Annotated in this window: 15 protein-coding genes; 9 read left to right on the plus strand and 6 right to left on the minus strand. The window is 71.0% G+C overall.

Annotated elements, in window-relative coordinates:
• The first annotated feature begins 6 nt into the window (after window positions 1-6).
• From ABD236_RS00285 to ABD236_RS00325, 9 genes are all read left to right on the plus strand, one after another.
• A complete protein-coding gene (locus ABD236_RS00285; RefSeq protein ID WP_344068160.1) occupies window positions 7-942 on the plus strand; it encodes an aromatase/cyclase in 936 nt (311 codons plus the stop codon).
• A 6-nt stretch (window positions 943-948) separates the two neighbouring features.
• Window positions 949-2,424, plus strand: a complete 1,476-nt coding sequence (locus ABD236_RS00290; RefSeq protein WP_344068163.1) for an FAD-dependent monooxygenase — start codon at window positions 949-951, stop codon at window positions 2,422-2,424.
• A 104-nt stretch (window positions 2,425-2,528) separates the two neighbouring features.
• Window positions 2,529-4,016 carry an FAD-dependent monooxygenase gene (locus ABD236_RS00295; RefSeq protein ID WP_486387784.1) on the plus strand — a complete coding sequence of 496 codons (1,488 nt, stop codon included), beginning with the start codon at window positions 2,529-2,531 and terminating at the stop codon, window positions 4,014-4,016.
• Window positions 4,017-4,146: 130 nt separating this feature from the next.
• Entirely contained in the window at window positions 4,147-5,025 is an 879-nt protein-coding gene (locus tag ABD236_RS00300; protein WP_344068169.1) for an alpha/beta hydrolase, read from the plus strand.
• Between the two features lie 12 nt (window positions 5,026-5,037).
• A complete protein-coding gene (locus tag ABD236_RS00305; protein ID WP_344068172.1) occupies window positions 5,038-6,327 on the plus strand; it encodes an MFS transporter in 1,290 nt (429 codons plus the stop codon).
• A complete protein-coding gene (locus ABD236_RS00310; protein ID WP_344068175.1) occupies window positions 6,324-6,995 on the plus strand; it encodes a 4'-phosphopantetheinyl transferase family protein in 672 nt (223 codons plus the stop codon). The genes ABD236_RS00305 and ABD236_RS00310 overlap by 4 nt, the downstream gene beginning before the upstream one ends.
• A 59-nt stretch (window positions 6,996-7,054) precedes the next feature.
• On the plus strand, window positions 7,055-8,626 hold the full coding sequence (locus ABD236_RS00315) for an acyl-CoA carboxylase subunit beta (protein ID WP_344068178.1): 1,572 nt from the start codon (window positions 7,055-7,057) through the stop codon (window positions 8,624-8,626).
• Between the two features lie 52 nt (window positions 8,627-8,678).
• A complete protein-coding gene (locus ABD236_RS00320; RefSeq protein WP_234386600.1) occupies window positions 8,679-8,975 on the plus strand; it encodes an acyl-CoA carboxylase epsilon subunit in 297 nt (98 codons plus the stop codon).
• Window positions 8,976-9,689: 714 nt separating this feature from the next.
• Window positions 9,690-10,490 (plus strand): response regulator transcription factor, encoded by an 801-nt coding sequence (locus tag ABD236_RS00325; protein WP_425543792.1) that lies wholly within the window; start codon window positions 9,690-9,692, stop codon window positions 10,488-10,490.
• Between the two features lie 295 nt (window positions 10,491-10,785).
• On the opposite strand, the gene ABD236_RS00330 is transcribed toward ABD236_RS00325, so the two are convergent.
• The 6 genes from ABD236_RS00330 to ABD236_RS00355 all read right to left on the minus strand — a co-directional run bounded on the left by ABD236_RS00330 (window position 10,786) and on the right by ABD236_RS00355 (window position 17,724).
• Complete coding sequence (locus ABD236_RS00330; protein ID WP_344068190.1) at window positions 10,786-11,187, minus strand: GNAT family N-acetyltransferase; 402 nt, start codon at window positions 11,185-11,187, stop codon at window positions 10,786-10,788.
• On the minus strand, window positions 11,171-12,457 hold the full coding sequence (gene purB, locus ABD236_RS00335) for an adenylosuccinate lyase (protein ID WP_344068193.1): 1,287 nt from the start codon (window positions 12,455-12,457) through the stop codon (window positions 11,171-11,173). The genes ABD236_RS00330 and purB overlap by 17 nt, the downstream gene beginning before the upstream one ends.
• Window positions 12,458-12,538: 81 nt before the next feature.
• Window positions 12,539-14,041 (minus strand): glutamine synthetase family protein, encoded by a 1,503-nt coding sequence (locus ABD236_RS00340; RefSeq protein WP_344068196.1) that lies wholly within the window; start codon window positions 14,039-14,041, stop codon window positions 12,539-12,541.
• Between the two features lie 3 nt (window positions 14,042-14,044).
• The gene (locus ABD236_RS00345; RefSeq protein ID WP_344068199.1) at window positions 14,045-15,424 is read right to left on the minus strand and encodes an amidase; all 1,380 of its coding nucleotides are present in this window, start codon (window positions 15,422-15,424) and stop codon (window positions 14,045-14,047) included.
• A 33-nt stretch (window positions 15,425-15,457) separates the two neighbouring features.
• Window positions 15,458-17,377, minus strand: a complete 1,920-nt coding sequence (locus ABD236_RS00350) for a hypothetical protein (protein WP_344068202.1) — start codon at window positions 17,375-17,377, stop codon at window positions 15,458-15,460.
• Entirely contained in the window at window positions 17,374-17,724 is a 351-nt protein-coding gene (locus tag ABD236_RS00355) for a 4Fe-4S dicluster-binding protein (protein WP_344068205.1), read from the minus strand. Before ABD236_RS00355 ends, ABD236_RS00350 begins: the two co-directional genes overlap by 4 nt.
• Between the last annotated feature and the right edge of the window lie 722 nt (window positions 17,725-18,446).

Raw genomic sequence — 18,446 nt, forward strand, 5'->3', positions numbered from 1 at the left:
GTGGATATGACGACCCGTGAGGTCGAGCACGAGATCACCATCGACGCCCCCGCCGCGGCGGTGTACCGGCTGCTGGCAGAGGTGGTCAACTGGCCGCGGATCTTCCCGCCCACGATCTATGTGGACCAGGTCGGCGAGAACGGCAACCACGAGCGCATCCGGATCTGGGCCACCGCCAACGGCGAGGCCAAGAACTGGACCTCGCACCGCGAGCTGGACCCCGAGGCGCTGCGCATCACCTTCCGCCAGGAGGTCACCACGCCTCCGGTCGCGGCGATGGGCGGCACCTGGATCATCGAGACCCTGGGGGAGAACTCCTCGCGGGTCCGGCTGCTCCACGACTACCGGGCCATCGACGACGACCCCGAGGGCCTGGCCTGGATCGACGAGGCGGTCGACAAGAACAGCCGCTCGGAGCTGGCCGCGCTCAAGCAGAACGTCGAGCTCGCGCACGCCACCGAGGAGGTGACGTTCTCGTTCACCGACACCGTCATCGTCCAGGGCTCGCCCAAGGACCTGTTCGACTTCATCAACGAGGCGAACCTGTGGTCCGAGCGGCTGCCGCACGTGGCCGTGGTCCGGCTGACCGAGGACACCCCCGGGCTCCAGACCCTGGAGATGGACACCCGCGCCAAGGACGGCTCGGTGCACACCACCAAGTCGTACCGGGTGACCTTCCCGAACCACAAGATCGCGTACAAGCAGGTCACGCTGCCCGCGCTGATGACCCTGCACACCGGGATCTGGACGTTCGAGGAGACCCCGGAGGGCACGGCCGCCTCCTCGCAGCACACCGTCACGCTCAACACGGACAACATCGCGAAGATCCTCGGCCCCGAGGCCACCGTCGCGGACGCCCGTGAGTACGTGCACACCGCGCTGTCCACCAACAGCACGGCCACGCTCAACCACGCCAAGACGTACGCCGAGTCGAAGGGCTGATCCCGCATGACCACCACGGACCGCCTCGAGACCCAGGTCATCGTCGTCGGCGCCGGCCCCGTCGGGCTCCTGCTCGCCGGTGAGCTGCGTCTGGGCGGAGCCGAAGTGGTCGTACTGGAACAACGGGCCACGCCCACCACGGAGTCGAGGGCCTCCACGCTGCACGCGCGCACCATGGAGCTCCTCGACAGCCGTGGTCTGCTCGACGTCTTCGGGACGCCGCCGAACGAGCCGCGCGGCCACTTCGGCGGCATCCCGATGGACCTCACCCTGCCCAGCCCCTTCCCCGGGCAGTGGAAGATGCCCCAGACCCGGACCGAGGCCCTGCTCCAGGAGTGGGCGCTCTCGCTGGGCGTGGACATCCGGCGCGGCCACGAGCTGCGCGAGGTGTCCGAGGGGGACGACTTCGTCGAGGCGACGGCGGCCGCGCCCGAGGGCACGGTCGTGGTGCGCGGTGGCTTCCTCGTCGGGTGCGACGGCGAGGACTCCACCGTGCGCCGCCTCACCGGGGCCGAGTTCCCGGGCAACGACGCCGGACGCGAGCTGCTGCGCGCGGACGTCGCCGGGGTGACCATCCCCAACCGCCGCTTCGAGCGGCTGCCCGCCGGGCTCGCCATCGCGGCGACCCGCGACGGGGTGACCCGGGTGATGGTGCACGAGTTCGGCTCCGTGGCCGAACCGCGCACCGGCGACCCGGAGTTCGGCGAGATCGCGGCCGTCTGGAAGCGGGTCACCGGCGAGGACATCAGCGGCGGGACCCCGCTGTGGGCGAACTCGTTCGGCGACGCCAACCGCCAGCTGACGCACTACCGCCACGGCAGGATCCTGTTCGCCGGGGACGCGGCCCACCGCCAGATGCCGATCGGCGGCCAGGCCCTCAACCTCGGCCTCCAGGACGCCTTCAACCTGGGCTGGAAGCTCGCCCTGCACCTCGGCGGGGCGGCCCCCGAGGGCCTGCTCGACACGTACCACGACGAACGCCACGAGGTCGGCCGGCGGGTCCTGTCCAACATCAGGGCCCAGGCCATGCTGCTGCTCGGCGGCCCGGAGGTCGAGCCGCTGCGCTCGGTGCTCACCGAGCTCCTCACCCACGACGACGTCCGGGCGCACCTCGCCGGGATGATCAGCGGTCTCGACATCCGCTACGACGTCGGCGGCCCCGCGCACCCGCTGCTGGGCGCCCGGCTGCCGGACGCGGGCCTGACCACCGGCGAAGGCCCGGTGAACACGGCCCAGTTGCTGCGCACCGCTCGCGGTGTGCTCCTCGATCTGTCCGGCGGCGGTGCGGCGCTGCCGGACACCTCCGGCTGGGCCGACCGGGTCACCGTGCTGCCGGCCGCGCCGGAGAGGGACGGCGCCCTCGACGGCGTGGGCGCCGTCCTGGTGCGCCCCGACGGCCATGTGGCCTGGGCGGGCGCGCCGGACACCGACGGCACCGGGCTGCGGGAGGCCCTGGAGCGCTGGTTCGGCCCCTCGCACTGAATCCCGTACAACCCCCCACCCCGGCGCACGACCGCACCACTCCTCAGCACGACAGGGCACCACAGGGCACGTCCAGGAAAGGGAACACTATGGAGGGGACAGCCGTGGACACCGATGTCATCATCGTCGGCGCGGGTCCGACCGGCCTCATGCTCGCGGGCGAACTGCGCCTCGGCGGGGCGCGGGTCGTCGTCGTCGAACGGCTGGAGAAGCCCACCGGGCAGTCCCGGGGCCTCGGCTTCACGGCCCGCGCCATGGAGATCTTCGACCAGCGGGGGCTGCTGCCCCGGTTCGGCCAGGGCGAGACGCTGGAGATCAGCCCGATGGGCCACTTCGGCGGGGTGCAGTTCGACTACACCGTCCTGGAGGGCGGGCACTTCGGGGCGCGCGGCATCCCGCAGTACAAGACCGAGGCGGTCCTGGAGGAGTGGGCGGCCGAGCTGGGCGTCGACATCCGGCGCGGCTGGGAGTTCCTGGAGCTGACCGACGGCTTCCTGGACGGCGAGGACGTCGAGATCACCGTCCAGACGCCGAACGCGGTACGCAAGCTGCGCGCGTCCTACCTGGTGGGCGCCGACGGCGGCCGCAGCGTGGTGCGCGAGGCCGCCGGGTTCGAGTTCCCGGGCACCTCGGCGACCCGGGCGATGTTCCTCGCCGACGTGACCGGCTGCGAGCTGCGCCCGCGCTTCCTGGGGGAGCGGCTCAACAACGGCATGGTGATGGCGGCGCCGCTCGCCCCGGGCGTGGACCGGATCATCGTCTGCCCCGACAACGCGCCCCCTCGCGCCAGCGGTGAGTCGGTCTCCTTCGAGGAGGTCGCCGCCGCCTGGCAGTCGATCACCGGTGAGGACATCTCGCACGGCGGCGCCGAGTGGGTCAGCTTCTTCAGCGACGCCACCCGCCAGGCCTCCGAGTACCGGCGCGGCCGGGTCCTGCTGGTCGGCGACGCCGCCCACGTCCATCTGCCGGCCGGCGGCCAGGGCCTGAGCACCGGCGTCCAGGACGCGGCCAACCTCGGCTGGAAGCTGGCCGCCGAGATCGCCGGGACCGCTCCCGAGGGACTGCTCGACACGTACCACGGCGAGCGGCACCCGGTCGGCGCGCGTCTGCTGATGAACACCCGCGCCCAGGGCATGGTCTTCCTCGGCGGCCCCGAGGCCGATCCGCTGCGCCAGCTCTTCGGCGAGCTCATCCAGTACGACGACGTGAAGCGGCACCTCGCGGGGATCGTCAGTGGTCTGGACATCCGGTACGAGCTGGGCGGCGAGCACCCGTTGGTGGGGCGCCGGATCGCACACCGCACGCTGGTCCTGGCGGACGGCGAGACCAGCACGACGGCGTTGTTGCACCCGGCTCGTGGGGTGCTGCTGGATCTGGGCGACTCCTCTGCCGTACGGGGCGTTGCCGCCGCGTGGCAGGGGCGGGTCGACGTGGTCTCGGCCTCGGCCAAGCCGGTGGACGGTGGGGTCGATCCGCTCGCGGGCGCGGGTGCCGTGCTCGTACGGCCCGATGGATATGTCGCCTGGGCCGGGGACGACGTTCCGGCCCTGGAGGCCGCCCTCGGGCAGTGGTTCGGTCCGGCGGGTTCGTGACGCGGGAGAGCTCGGTTCTGAAGGCGGTTTCGCGTCTGCGGGCCGTCGGTGGCTGGTCGCGCAGTTCCCCGCGCCCCTCAAGGGGCGCGGGCTCGCGGCGACACCAACCTCAACGCAAACGGGGGCACTGATGGAAAGCACGCTCGCACCGGGGGCCGTTTCCCAGGGGGTCCGCAGGATCACCCTGGACGCGGGCGGTGTCACCCTGTCCGCGCTGCTGTGCGAGCCGGAGGGCGCCCCCCGCGCCACCGTCGTCGCCGTGCACGGCGGAGGGATGAGCGCCGGGTACTTCGACGGGCAGGCGCACCCCGAGCTGTCCCTGCTCACCCTGGGCGCCCGGCTCGGCTACACCGTGCTGGCCGTCGACCGGCCCGGCTACGGGCAGTCCGCGGCCCAGCTGCCCGAGGGCCTGACCGTCGCCGAGCAGACCGACGTGCTGCGCGCCGGGATCGACGACTTCACCGCCAAGTACCCCACCGGCGTCGGCGTCCTGCTCGTCGCCCACTCCTTCGGCGGCAAGCTGGCGCTCTCCGCCGCCGCCCACTGCACCGGCGACGGCCTGCTCGGCCTCGACATCTCCGGCTGCGGCCACCGCTACGCCGTCACCCCGGGCGTGCTGCGCAAGGGCCTCAAGCACATCGCCCGGCACTGGGGCCCGCTGCGGCTCTACCCGCCCAACACATTCCGCAGCAGCGGCTCCCTGGTGGCGCCGATGCCGGAGCGCGAGGCGGACGAACTCAAGCGCTGGCCTGAGCTGTTCGCGGCCCTGGCGCCGCGCGTCCGCATCCCCGTCCGCCTCACCTTCGCCGAGCACGAGGGCTGGTGGCTGCACGGCGAGCAGGACCTCGCCGACCTCGCCGCCCAGCTGACCTCCTCACCCCGCATCGTCGTCGACCGCCAGCCGGACGCCGGCCACAACATCAGCCTCGGCTGGGCGGCCCGCTCCTACCACCTGCGCACGCTCGCGTTCCTGGAGGACTGCATCACCAGGACGGGACGCGATGCCTGAGCATCCGAGCCTATGACCAGCACCTTCGCCCATCCCTTCCGCTCCCTGGCCGTACGGAACTTCCGGCTCTTCGCGGCCGGACAGGTCGTCTCCGTGGCGGGCACCTGGATGATGGTCGTGGCTCAGGACTGGATCGTCCTGGGTCTCGCCGACAACTCCGGAACCGCCCTCGGCGTCGTCACCGCGCTCCAGTTCACCCCGCTCCTGCTGCTCACCCTGTACGGCGGACGCCTCGCCGACCGCTACGACAAGCGGCTGCTGCTCACCTGCGCCAACCTGGCGTCCGGGGTGCTGGCGCTGGTGCTCGCGCTCCTCGCCTTCGCGGACGCCGTGCAGCTGTGGCACATCTGGCTGTGCGCGTTCGGGCTCGGGGTCGTCAACGCCGTCGAGGTGCCGACCCGGATGTCGTTCGTGAGCGAGCTGGTGGGGCCCGAACTGCTGCCCAACGCCTCGGCGTTGAGCGCCGCGTACTTCAACACCGCCCGGGTGGTCGGCCCGGCGCTCGCGGGGCTGCTCATCACCGGCTTCGGCACCGGCTGGGTGATGCTGTTCAACTCCGTCAGCTATCTGGCGACCGTGGTCGGGCTGCGCATGATGCGGGCCGGTGAGCTGCTCGTCGGCGCCCGCCAGGACGGCCGGCCCCGGGTGGTCGACGGGCTCCGGTACGTCGCCGGGCGCCCGGACCTGAAGCTGCCGCTCGCCCTGGTCGGGGTGATCTCGCTCTTCGGCCTCAACTTCCAGCTCACCCTGCCGCTGTACGCCAAGACCGTCTTCGACGCCGACGCGGCCTCCTTCGGGCTGCTCACCACCGGGTTCGCGGCGGGCTCGCTGATCGCCGCGTTCGCCACCACCGCCCGCCGCGGCCGCCCCTCCAGCCGGCTCGTGGTGGGCGCGGCCCTGGTGTTCGCCGTACTGGAGACGGTGGCGGGCTGGGCGCCCAACTACCCCGCCGCGATCGCGCTGCTCTCGCTCACCGGCGGCGCCACCATCTTCTTCGTCCAGGCCGTCAACCACCGCGTCCAGCTCGGCAGCGACCCGCGGTACCGGGGCCGGGTGATGGCGCTGTACACCCTGATCCTCCAGGGCTCGACCCCGCTGGGCTCGCTGCTGATCGGCTGGCTCGCCGAACACCTCGGCGCCCGCTCGGGCTTCTATGTGGGCGGCCTCGTCTCGCTGGCGGCGGCGCTCACCGCGCTCGCCTACGACCGGCGCGGCGGACACGAGGAGCCCGCCGCGGCCCACCAGGCCGTCGAGGGCGACCCGGAGCAGGGCGGCCCCGTCCACGAGGCGGTGGGCCGGTGAACGCGACCCGTACGCCGCTGCGGGCGGCCCCCGCGGCGGGCCGGCTGCACCTGCTGGTGTTCCGGCCGCCCGCCGAGGAGGTGGCGCCGGTGTGCCCGCTGATGAAGGCCCTGGACGAGCTGGAGGAGGCCCGCGCGGCGTCCTACGTGTCCGTGCGCGACCGGATCCAGTACGTCACCGCACACGCCGCCCTGCGCGGCCTGCTCGCCGCGTACACCGGTCTGGAGCCCGGCCGTATCGCCATCGGGCGGGGCGGGGAGCCGTACGGGAAGCCGCGGCTGATCGATCCGCCCGTGCCGCTGCACTTCAACCTCTCGCACAGCCACGGCCTGATCGCCATCGGGGTCGCGGCGGCCCCGGTGGGCGTGGACGTCCAGCGGGTGCCGTCGCCCGAGGCCGTCGAGATGGTGCTGCCCCGGCTGCACCCGCGGGAGCGCGAGGAGCTGCGCGCGCTGCCCGACGAGGAGCGGGCCCTCGCGTTCGCCCGGCTGTGGACCCGCAAGGAGGCCTATCTCAAGGGACTGGGCACCGGACTCACCCGCTCACCCGCGGCGGACTACCTGGGCGACCGCGACGCCCGGGGCCGCCCGGACGGCTGGACGGTGCGCAACGTGCCCGTACAGCCGGGCTACGCCGCCGCGGCGGCACTGCGCAACCACCCGACGTGACCGTGCAGGCAGTCGATTCCGCACCGAGAATCCGCAACGTACAGGGGGAACAGAACACCATGGCGACCACCCAGTCCTCTGCCGAGGTCACCGACCGGCTGGACGAGCTCGGCGAGCGCAAGGAGCAGGCCGTCCGCGGCCCGAGCGACAAGGCCACCGAGGCGCAGCACGCCAAGGGCAAGCTGACCGCCCGCGAGCGCATCGAACTCCTGCTGGACAAGGGCAGCTTCACCGAGGTCGAGCAGCTGCGCAGGCACCGTGCGACGGGCTTCGGCCTGGAGGCGAAGAAGCCGTACACGGACGGTGTCATCACCGGCTGGGGCACGGTCGAGGGCCGTACGGTCTTCGTCTACGCCCACGACTTCCGCATCTTCGGCGGCGCCCTCGGCGAGGCCCACGCCTCCAAGATCCACAAGCTGATGGACATGGCCATCGCGGCAGGCGCCCCGCTGGTGTCCCTCAACGACGGCGCCGGCGCCCGTATCCAGGAGGGCGTCTCGGCGCTGGCCGGCTACGGCGGCATCTTCCAGCGCAACACCAAGGCCAGCGGGGTGATCCCGCAGATCTCCGTGATGCTCGGCCCGTGCGCGGGCGGCGCCGCGTACTCGCCCGCGCTCACCGACTTCGTCTTCATGGTCCGTGAGACCTCGCAGATGTTCATCACCGGCCCGGACGTGGTGCAGGCGGTGACCGGCGAGGAGATCACCCAGAACGGGCTCGGCGGGGCCGATGTGCACGCCGGGGTCTCGGGCGTGGCGCACTTCGCGTACGACGACGAGGAGACCTGCCTCGCCGAGGTCCGCTTTCTGCTGTCGCTGCTGCCCTCCAACAACCGCGAGATGCCGCCGCTGGCCCAGACCTCGGACCCGGTGGACCGCGAGGGCACGGCGCTGCTCGACCTGGTCCCGGCCGACGGCAACCGCTCGTACGACGTGCGCGGGGTGATCGAGGAGCTCGTCGACGACGGCGAGTACATGGAGATCCACGCCAACTGGGCGCCCAACCTGGTGGTCGCGCTGGCCCGGCTGGACGGCCATGTGGTGGGCATCGTCGCCAACCAGCCCTCCGCCATGGCGGGCGTCCTGGACATCAAGGCGAGCGAGAAGGGCGCGCGGTTCGTCCAGTTCTGCGACTCCTTCAGCATCCCGCTGATCACCCTGGTGGACGTCCCCGGCTTCCTGCCGGGCGTGGACCAGGAGCACGACGGCATCATCCGGCGCGGCGCGAAGCTGCTGTACGCGTACTGCAACGCGACCGTGCCTCGTATCTCGGTGGTGCTGCGCAAGGCGTACGGCGGTGCCTACATCGTGATGGACTCGCGCTCCATCGGCGCGGACCTCTCGTTCGCCTGGCCCACCAACGAGATCGCGGTGATGGGCGCCGAGGGCGCGGCGAACGTGGTGTTCCGCCGGGAGATCGCGGCGGCCGAGGACCCCGACGCGATGCGCGCGCAGAAGATCGAGGAGTACAAGAACGAGCTGGTGCACCCCTACTTCGCGGCGGAGCGCGGTCTGGTCGACGACGTCATCGACCCGCGCGAGACCCGCTCGGTGCTGTGCCGCTCGGTCGCGATGCTCATCGCCAAGGACGCCGAACTGCCCCGCCGCAAGCACGGCAACCCGCCCCAGTAGGCCCGACTTCCGTAGGGACCACCGGCCCGACTCCCGTAGAGAGGTGACCGACATGAGCGAGATGACCCAGATCACCGAGCCCGCCGAGACCGCCGCCGAGCCTGCCGAGATGACCCTGGAGCACTGCCGTGAGCTGCTGAGAGTGGAGCGCGGTAATCCGGATCCCGAGGAACTGGCGGCGCTGGCCGCGCTGTTCTTCGCGCACTTCTCCGCGATGGAGGCACGGGCCGAGGCGGCCCGGGTGATGATCCCGCGCCAGCGCCGCTCCGCGAGCTGGCGCCGCACCGACCGGGCCACGGGCTTCGACGGCCCGCGCACCTGGCGGGCGGGCGGCCCGGTGCTCGCCTGACGGAAAAGCCTGACGGCTCGTCAATTAGTGGCCGTAGCAGCGGATTCCGGTGCGAAGAACAGTACGCAGCGCCCCGAGCGGGCCGCCCTCACCCGGCGGCCCCGCCCGGGGCGCGCCGCTGTTCAGGGCGCCCGGACTTTACTTGACACGCACTCTCCCCGAAGACCATTCTGTGCGGTGAATGGGGGTCTTCGTCATGCAGGTGTTGCCGTACTGCAAGCTACAGCCCGATCACAGGGAGCGCTGGGAGGCGCGAGACGCGCCCGACTGAGGCGCAGTACCGGCGAATTCAAGCCACCGGCCATCCGGACGCCACTTGGACACCTGCTATTTAACTTGTCGTCAGCAGAGCCGCCTGAATTTCGTAAACCTCCAGGCAATGTGGCGAACATCATGTCATGGCTGCGTCAACGTCAGAGGCGCGCCAAGATGGCCGGATTATGTGAGTCGCGGCGAGTTACCCTTGGTTGAATCAACGGACCTACCAGCGTTCCGCTCCGCATGGCGGGGACTGGTTGACGGGGGCTCCCAGCCGTGATCACGTAGGGAAACGAGTGGCGCCCTGTCCGATCTCGCTCAATAACCGACACAGTTTATTTGTTATTTGCTCGAACCTCTTTGAATTCCGTAGCAGCGGTCTGTAGGTTCGTCGGTGTTCGTCGGTGAGATCCGGATCGGATCTCATTCTTGGACTCACTCAGATGGGGGAGGGACATGACTCGCGGGGGAGGCATGACTCAGAGTTCGTCAGAGGCAGTGCTGGAGCCTCATATACCTGTCCAGCGTGGTCCAGGGGGACCACACCTGATCGAAGAAGGCGTGTCGGAAGCGGTGCGCAGGGTGGCCGGCCTCTCCCGGGGCCGGCGGATCCTCGTGGTCGACAGCGATGCCGACGGCGCCGAGTCCCTGGTGTGCCGGCTGCGCAGGCACGGCCACGAGGCCATCGGTGTCAAGAGCGGCAGCACCGCCCTCCAGGCGTACGAGGACGTCGATCTCGTCCTGCTGGACCTGGAGCTTCCGGACCTCGACGGCCTGGAGGTCTGCCGGGCCATCCGCTCGGTCAGCGGCATCCCGGTCATCATCGTCACGGCCCGCGGCTCCGAGCTCGACTGCGTCCTCGGCCTCCAGGCCGGCGCGGACGACTATGTGGTCAAGCCGTACGGCTTCCGGGAATTAATGGCACGGATCGAAGCCGTCATGCGTCGAGCGCGGTTCCAGCCGCCTGTTGCCAGAGAGATCTTGCACGGGCGGTTGCGTATTGACGTGAGCTCCCGCGAGGTGAGCCTGGACGGCCGCGAGGTGGGGCTGACCCGCAAGGAATTCGATCTCCTCTGCCTGCTCGCCTCCCATCCGGACACGGTCATTCCGCGTAAGCGCCTGCTTCAGCAGGTCTGGGGCGACTCATGGTCGCGCCGCACTGTCGACACCCATGTCAGCAGTCTTCGCGGCAAGCTGGGTGACAGCGGATGGATCATTACCGTGCGCGGGGTCGGTTTCAAGCTCGGCAACGGGTGAAATTCCGCCTTTCCGCCCGCCCGCAAGAGAAGAAAAACAAGTTGAACAACCGTCATATATCCAAAGAATTCTTTGGTGCGGCGGCCAGGAATGGCTACCGACGGTAAGACGGGTATTCGGCCGGGGCCTCCGGGGTGATTGACTTTACCCCCGGAGGCCCCGTTGCTTTACCAGGAATCCGCCGGAATCTCCATTCCGTGCAACTCCGCTGTTGCACACCCCGTACACACGAAAGGCCCCCGCGCCCGGCCGAGCCGGGCCGCGGGGGCCTTTCGTCTGAACTGCCGCCGGTTTCCTACGGGTTGAGAACCCAGGCGGAGTTGTGCTGGGTGAAGCCGATGTGCGGGTAGTACTCCACCGCCGCGGGCGCCGACAGCAGGATGACCTTGGCCTGCGGCGCCTCCTTCCGCGTGGCGTCGATCAGCGCCCGGCCGATGCCCGAGCGCTGGTAGTCGCCGCTCACCGCGATGTCCGAGAGGTACGTCGCGTAGCTGAAGTCGGAGATGCTGCGGGCGATGCCGATGAGCCTGCCCTCCGCGCGGGCCACGACCACGAGATTGGCGCCCCGCACCATGGCGGCGAACCGCTCCACGTCCTCGATCGGACGGCGCTCGCCGAGCCCGGAGGAGCGGTAGACCTCGAGGACCTCCTCCAGGTCCAGGTCGGCACCCTCCACACGCTCAATCTTCCAGGTCACGAAGCTGCTCCAATCGATCGAGAATCACACCGTGGTTGACGAGGAAACGCTCCGGGCGCAGCTGGCCGATGTCCATGCCCTCCTGGCGCAGCGTCTGGCCGAAGTGCTCGCCGGTGGCGATGGTACGGTTCGCCGCTGCCTGGACGGCGCGGTAGGCCTTCTCCCGCTCCACCCCGTCCGCCAGCAGGTCGGCGAGGACCGCCGAGCTGTAGACGAGGCCGTCGGTGCGGTCGATACCGGCCCGCATGCGGTCCGGGAACACCTTGAGGTCACGGACGAGCTGGGTCGCCATGGTGGCCTGGAAGTGGCCGACCGACAGCGCGTCCGGCAGGATCACCCGCTCCACCGACTGGTGGGCCAGATCGCGCTCGTGCCACAGCGCCACGTTCTCCAGGGCGGTGGCCGCGTATCCGCGCAGCAGCCGCGCCAGACCGTTCAGACGCTCGCTGGTGGTCGGGTTCCGCTTGTGCGGCATGGCGCTCGAGCCCTGGTACGCGGAGGTGCGCTGCTCCTCCACCTCGCGGACCTCGGTGCGCTGGAGCAGCCGCAGCTCCAGGGCGACCTGCTCGATGCTCGCGCCGAGCAGGGCGACCGCCTGGAGCAGCTGGGCGTGCCGGTCGCGGGCGACGACCTGGCTGGGCGCCGGCTCCACACCGAGCCCGAGCTCCTCACAGACGTATGCCTCCACCGAGGGGTCGATCAGCGCGTAGGTGCCGACCGAACCCGAGATGGTGCCCACCGCCACGGCCTTGCGGGCCGCCTTGAGGCGGGTGAGCGAGCGGTCCACGGCGAACGCGAACTGCGCCAGCTTGTGGCCGAAGGAGGTCGGCTCGGCGTGGACGCCGTGGGTGCGGCCGACGATGACCGTCTCCCAGTGCTCGAGCGCCCGCTCGACCAGCACCTTGCGCAGCTCCACGCCGGCCGCGAGGACCAGGTCGGTGGCGCGGCCCAGGTTGTATCCGAGGGAGGTGTCGACCAGGTCGTAGCTCGTCATGCCGAGGTGGACCCAGCGGGCCGACTCGTCGGGGATGCCCTCGCAGTAGGCGGCGAGGAACGAGAGCACTTCGTGGTCCCGCTCCCGCTCGATCTCCTGCACCCGCTCGGGGGTCGGGACCGCGGCCCGCCGCATGTCCTCGACGGCGTCCTCGGGCACCCGGCCCAGGCGGACCTGGGCCTCGGAGGCGAGGATCTCCACCCGGACCCAGGTCGCGTACCGCGCCTGGTCCGAGAAGATGTCCGCCATCGCGGGCAGGGTATAGCGGGGAATCATATGGGCCAGCACCCCCAGGGTGAGCTAGTGGACAAATGGTTCACGAGGGCCATCAGCGGGCCCGGTCGGGACGGGCGGCCATCAGTAGGCCTCGAAGTACTCGCGCTGCTCCCACTCGGTGACCTGGCCCTCGGCGGGCCGCTCCTGGGCGCGCCAGGCCTCGAAGCGGGAGACCTCGCTCGCCTTGAGCTTGGCCAGCGTGGCGGCCAGCGGCTTGCCGAGCAGCTCGGCGCCCTGACCGGCCCGGAAGGCCTCCAGGGCCTCGTCGAGCGACTGCGGCAGCGTCTCGTACGCACCCTCGGTGCCGGCCGGGCGCGGGGCCGCGCCGGGCGTGGCGGTGAGCCCGTCGAAGCCCGCGGAGAGCTGGGCGGCGAGGGCGAGGTACGGGTTGGCGGTGGGCTCGCCGGTGCGGTTCTCGATATGGGTGGCGGAGCCGCCGCCGACGACGCGCAGCATCACACTGCGGTCCTCGTAGCTCCAGCCGATCCGGGTCGGCGAGAGCGTGAACTCCGAGCTGAGGCGGCGGTAGCCGTTGACGGTCGGCACCGAGAGCAGACACAGGTCGCGGGCCCGGGCCAGCAGGCCGTCTATGTACGCCCGGCCCTGGTCCGAGATGCCGCCGCCCTCGGCCGCGAAGATGTTGCGGCCGCTCGCGTCCATCACCGACTGGTGCAGATGCCAGCCGCTCGGGTCGAAGCTGTCGACGCGCGGCAGCGACATGAAGGTGGCGTGGTAGCCCTGGCGCGTCGCGGTCTGCTTGACCACGGTGCGGAACAGCAGCATCGCGTCGGCGGTGTCCAGCGCGTGCATCGGGTTGAAGGTCGTCTCGATCTGGCCCGGGCCCGACTCGTGCTCGATCGACCGCAGCGGCAGGCCGAGTTCGAGCAGCTTGAGGGCGAGCGGGCTGGTGAAGTGGGCGACCGAGTCGTAGTGGGAGTCCAGGTTGAACTGGTAGCCCGAGTTCACCGCCTCGACCTGCGGGGCCGCGCCCTGGAGGCCGAAGCCGTTGCCCGCGTTCCCGGGGGGACCGGGCAGCCGCTTGGTCAGGTACCACTCGACCTCCAGGCCGAGCACCGGCGTGAGGTCGCGCTCCGCGTACCGGGCCACCACCTGGCGCAGCACGTTGCGCGCCGACAGCGGGTGCGGGGAGCCGTCGCGCAGATACTCGTCGCCGAGCACCCAGGCGGTGCGCGGGCCCTCGTGCGGCAGGATCTGGAAGGTCAGCGGGTCCGGCACCAGGACGAAGCTGCCGGCGCCGGCGATCTCGTCGACACCGACGCCCGGGTCGGCGAGGTAGTCGAGCGCGGCGGCGTGGCCGGTGTCGAAGATGAAGGGCCCCGAGCTGAAGTCCATGCCGTTGCGCAGGACCGAGCGGAACGCGTCGGCGGTGAGCGTCTTGGAACGGGCCAGACCGTGCGGGTCGCCGAAGGCCAGGCGGACGAGGTCGACCTCGTGGAGCGACGCCTCGATCTGCTCGGCGGCGGCGGCCTGTTCATCGCTCCAGAGCCCGAACTCGGTGACGAACGCGGGGCGTCCGACACCGCCCGACTCGGAGAAGGGGCGGGACCACGACCGGGAGTACATGGGTTACAGGATCCTTTCGGTTACTCGGTCCGGTGCGGCCGGCAGCGGACCGAGGTCCGCCTCGAGACGGCGTGCCGCCGACAGGACCAGATCGTCCGCCCCGAACGGGCCCACGAGTTGGAGCCCCACCGGGAGTCCGGCGCGGGTGAGTCCGGCCGGGAGGGAAACGGCCGGCTGGCCAGTCATATTGAAGGGATACGTGGCGGGTGTCCACGCCAGCCAGAGCAGGTCCTCCGGACGGCTCGCCCACTGGGGGCCGATCGCGTGCGGGTCGAACGGCTCGATGGGCACGGTGGCCATGGCGAGCAGGTCGTACCGGTCGAAGATCTGGTGCAGGGTGGTGCGCAGCGCGAGCCGCACCTCCTCGGCGCGCATCACGGTCGCGCCGCTGAGCGTGCGCCCGTGCCGGACGATCGCCAGGCGGCCCGGGTCGCACCACTCCTCGTCGGCGGGGGAGGTGGCGGCGGCGTCGCCGGCGGCCAGGATGTCGACGAGCGCCGGGTACGGGTCGCGGAAGGGCACCTCGATCCGCTCCACGCGGTGGCCCTGGGAGGCGAGCGCGGGCAGCGCCTGCTCGCTGACCCGGCGGATCTCCGGCGAGGTGCCGGGGAACTCGATCCAGCCGATCCTGAGCGAGCGCCGCTCGACGGGCACGTCGAGGGCGCCGAGCAGCGAGTCCGGGTCGCCCGGGTGCCCGCCGGTGATCACCGAGGCGAGCTCGATGACGTCCGGCACGGTCCGCGCGATCGGCCCCTGGTGGGAGAGCCGGTCGGCGCAGGCGGGCACATAGGGCACCTTGGCGAACGACGGCTTGTAGCCGACGACTCCGCAGAACGCGGCGGGGATACGGATGGAGCCCGCGCCGTCGGTGCCCAGCGCCCCCGAGCCCAGGCCCGCGGCCACCGCGGCCGCGGCGCCGCCGCTGGAGCCGCCGGCGGTGAGGTCGGGGTCCCACGGGTTGCGGGTGGGAGGGGCCACCCGGCTCACCGTGGAGGCGCTCCAGCCGTACTCCGAGGTCGTGGTCTTGCCCACGACGATCGCCCCGGCGGCCCGCAGCCGCGCGACCGAGGGCGCGTCGGCGCGGGGCCGCCGGTTCTCCAGGAGGGACCCCCGGGCGGTGGGCAGGCCCCCGGTCTGGATGAGGTCCTTCACCGAGACGGTGATCCCGAGCAGCGGCTGCCGCTCGAACGCCGCCCGGCCCAGCTCATGGATCCGGGCGTCGGCCAGCTCGGCCTCCCGTACGGCCTCGTCGCCCGCGACCGAGACGAACGCCCCGAGCTCGATGTCGGTCTTCTGGATCGTGGTGAGGACCGACTGGACGTGCTCGGCCGCGGTGAGCTCGCCCCGGGCGAGGAGCTCGCGTATGTCACCGATGGAGGTCAACGGATCTCCTTGCAAGGACAGGTGGGACGCCGGTCACGACACCCGGTGCGGCTGCCTGGCGCCCGCCGCCGCGGCCTGGACCGACTTGAGGTGCCATTCGGAGTCGAAGGCGGTGACCTCGATGTCCTCGCCCGCGGCCACCAGCGCGGCGGCCGCGCTCATGGCACCGGCGATGAACCCGGAGGTCCGGTGGGCGGCGAGCAGGTCGCTCTCGTCGAACGGCGTGCCGTCGCAGCGCAGCAGGCGCAGGTCCATGAACCCGTTGAACGGCCGGCCCATGATCTCGACCGACTGCGGGCTGCGGATGCTGAAGCGCACCTTGGTGGCGACATGCCCGTGGTGGTGCTGGTCGGAGTAGAAGGCGACGTCCGGAATGGTCGGCGGGATGAAGTGGTCGCGCTCCACCACCGCGGGCACCTTGGGCAGGTTGCCGGCGATGAAGTGCCAGGAGTTGTACTGCATCCGCGACGACATCGCCCAGGCGTTGTCGGCGAGTTGGAGCACCGAGTCCTCGTAGTGGCGCCTGGCCGACGGGGCGGGCACCACACAGCAGAAGAAGTCGGTGATGTCCCACTTGGTGATCTCGGCGTAGCTCTGCTCCCGCAGGGCGCGCATGAGCTCGGGGATGGACCGCATGCCGCGGCTCATCGCGAAGTCCGCCTCGAAGACGTCGGTCGCGGCGGCCACCGTCTCGTACACCAGGGCCTCGAGGCCGGTGCCGAAGTCGCCGTACGGCCGCGCCAGCCATCCCGGGGAGGCGGCGAGGCTCGCGCCGAGCTCCTCGAAGGTGGCGCCGGTGACCGGCAGCCGGTCGCTGAGCCGCTCGGTGAGGGCCGCCTCGCGCCGCTTGGACGCCTCGCCGTACGGCCCGGCCAGGCGCTCGATCTTGTGCATCAGCGCGCCGTGGATCTCGCGGTAGAGCTGGGCGTTGGGCAAGACGTGGCCCACCCGGCGCTCGCGCAGCGCCACGGCCAGCTTGTTGAGCGCCTCGACCCGGTGCGTGGGGGCGGGCGGGACGGGCTCGCCGCCGGGCACCGCGTTGTAGTTCTGGCGGCAGCGCTCCAGCATGAACGCGAGGTGGTCCAGGGAGAGCTGGGTGCCGTTGGCCTCCTCGATCCGGCCGGCGCCCGCCGACCGCACGAGCAGGGTGAGGCAGACGACCAGCATCGCGTCGTGGTCGGACCAGCGCTCCATCTCGACGCCCAGCAGGCTGCTGAAGGTCTCGTTGGGGTGGCCCGCCCAGAGGGTCTTGCCGATGAGGTTGTTGCCCTCGCGGAAGTTCGTGTAGAGCTTCCCCTCCTGGTGCAGGACGAAGGGGGCGGTCCGCAGCGCGGACTCCCTTACCGTCTCCAGGAGTTCGTCGCGGGCCTGGGTGCCGAGCGCGGCCAGCCACTGGCGGCAGTCGACGACCTGGTCGGCGTAGCGGGCGGCAGCGCGGCCCACCTCGCTCTCGTAATCGAGCAGGTCCTGCGCCGACCACGGCACGCTGATCACTCCGTCGACCAGGGTCTCCTCGTCGGCGAGGGAGCCCTGGGAGGGGACGCGGATGGCGATGCGGCCGGTGGTGGTCAGCCCGAGCTCGCCCAGGAACGCGGGGCGCTCCTTGGCGTCGCGCACCGGGGCGGCCAGGTCCTCCTCGCGCCACGAGATGCCGCACAGGACCTTGAGCGCCGCCTCGTCGGCGGTGCGCAGGGCGCGCAGCTGGACGTCGGCGGGGACATGGCCGTCCAGGGTGAGCAGGGTGGTCACCGCGGTCCGCAGGTCGGGGGCCTCGACGGCCTTCTCCCAGGCGTTCTTGAGGAGGGTGGGGAAGCCGGCCTCCTCGTCCTTGACGCGGTCCGGCTTGGGGGTGGCGCCGGCCACCGCGCCCAGGCGGCTGGGCCGGCGGCTCTGCCGCTTCTTGGCGTTGATGGCCCGGCGCGAAGTGCCGTTGCGTTCGGCGAAGCTCGTCATGACACACCCTCAGAGGTCAGCCCGATGTGGTTCCACATCTCGTCGGACGTCGGGGTCCAGTCCTCGTCCACGTAGATGCAGTCGACGGGGCACTCCAGGACGCACTTGGGGCAGCCCGAGCAGAGCTCGGGGATGATGACGACATCGAGCCCGTTGTCGAAGATGGCGTTGAACTCGGGCGGGCAGGCACGCAGGCAGGTGTCGCAGGTGATGCACTCGGCCCGCTCGATGCGGCGCGGCGGCTTCTTCCACGTCTCGCTGCGCCGGCGCTCGGCGATCACCTTGTTGCGCCCGGATACCGAGCCTTCCACCTCGTCGAGTGAGTCGTCCGAAGTATTCGTGGGCATGTGGCCCCCCTCTTGTCCTGTATCGCTCGTGACCACGTAAGAGAGCATCAATAGCGCGCCGCACCTTGGCGACGTCGGCCAGAATTACACGGAGGCTCGCTTCATGGGAACGGCGGGCGAGCGGTGTGCAGACGCGGATCAAAACGTGCGGTGGATTCCTGCTGGAGGGAATCTTGAATCGCGCGGACTCTTGATAATCCCCGGTTCCGCAAGGGGACGCAATATGCTCAAGTCAGCGGGCCGTGGACGCGGGTACGGCGGCCCGGAGGCACTCATGAGGGCCGTGCTGACCTGCGGGTATCCGGGGCACGTAGCCGGAGCGGCGGCCGCTCGGACCGGGCCGCGGCGGCCACACCGTACGAAGGTATACGCGAAGCGCGCCCGTGCAACCGCGGAACTTTCGCAGTCGAACACCTTGCGCACACACCGCCGTACGGCAACTTCACGCACGGCTGCTTACTGGTGTCACCTTACCGTTTTCCGGGCTTTGTGTCCGTTATCCATTGCGGTGCGCATTCACGTCGCGCGGACCTATGGATGAGGCAAAGGAATCCCGGGACGGGGCTCGGCGCATAAGGTGATCGACGCCACTCGGTAAGAGGCGCCCGGCTATCCGGGCGCGGTTCGGGGGAGGATTTCCCCAGGACGTCAATTGTTCAACGAGGGCGGGAGCGCGGGCGGCGGCGGCGCTGCCGCGCGGCTGCGGCCGTACGCGAGCGGCG

The organism is Streptomyces crystallinus (genome assembly GCF_039521265.1).
Lineage (GTDB): Bacteria > Actinomycetota > Actinomycetes > Streptomycetales > Streptomycetaceae > Streptomyces > Streptomyces crystallinus.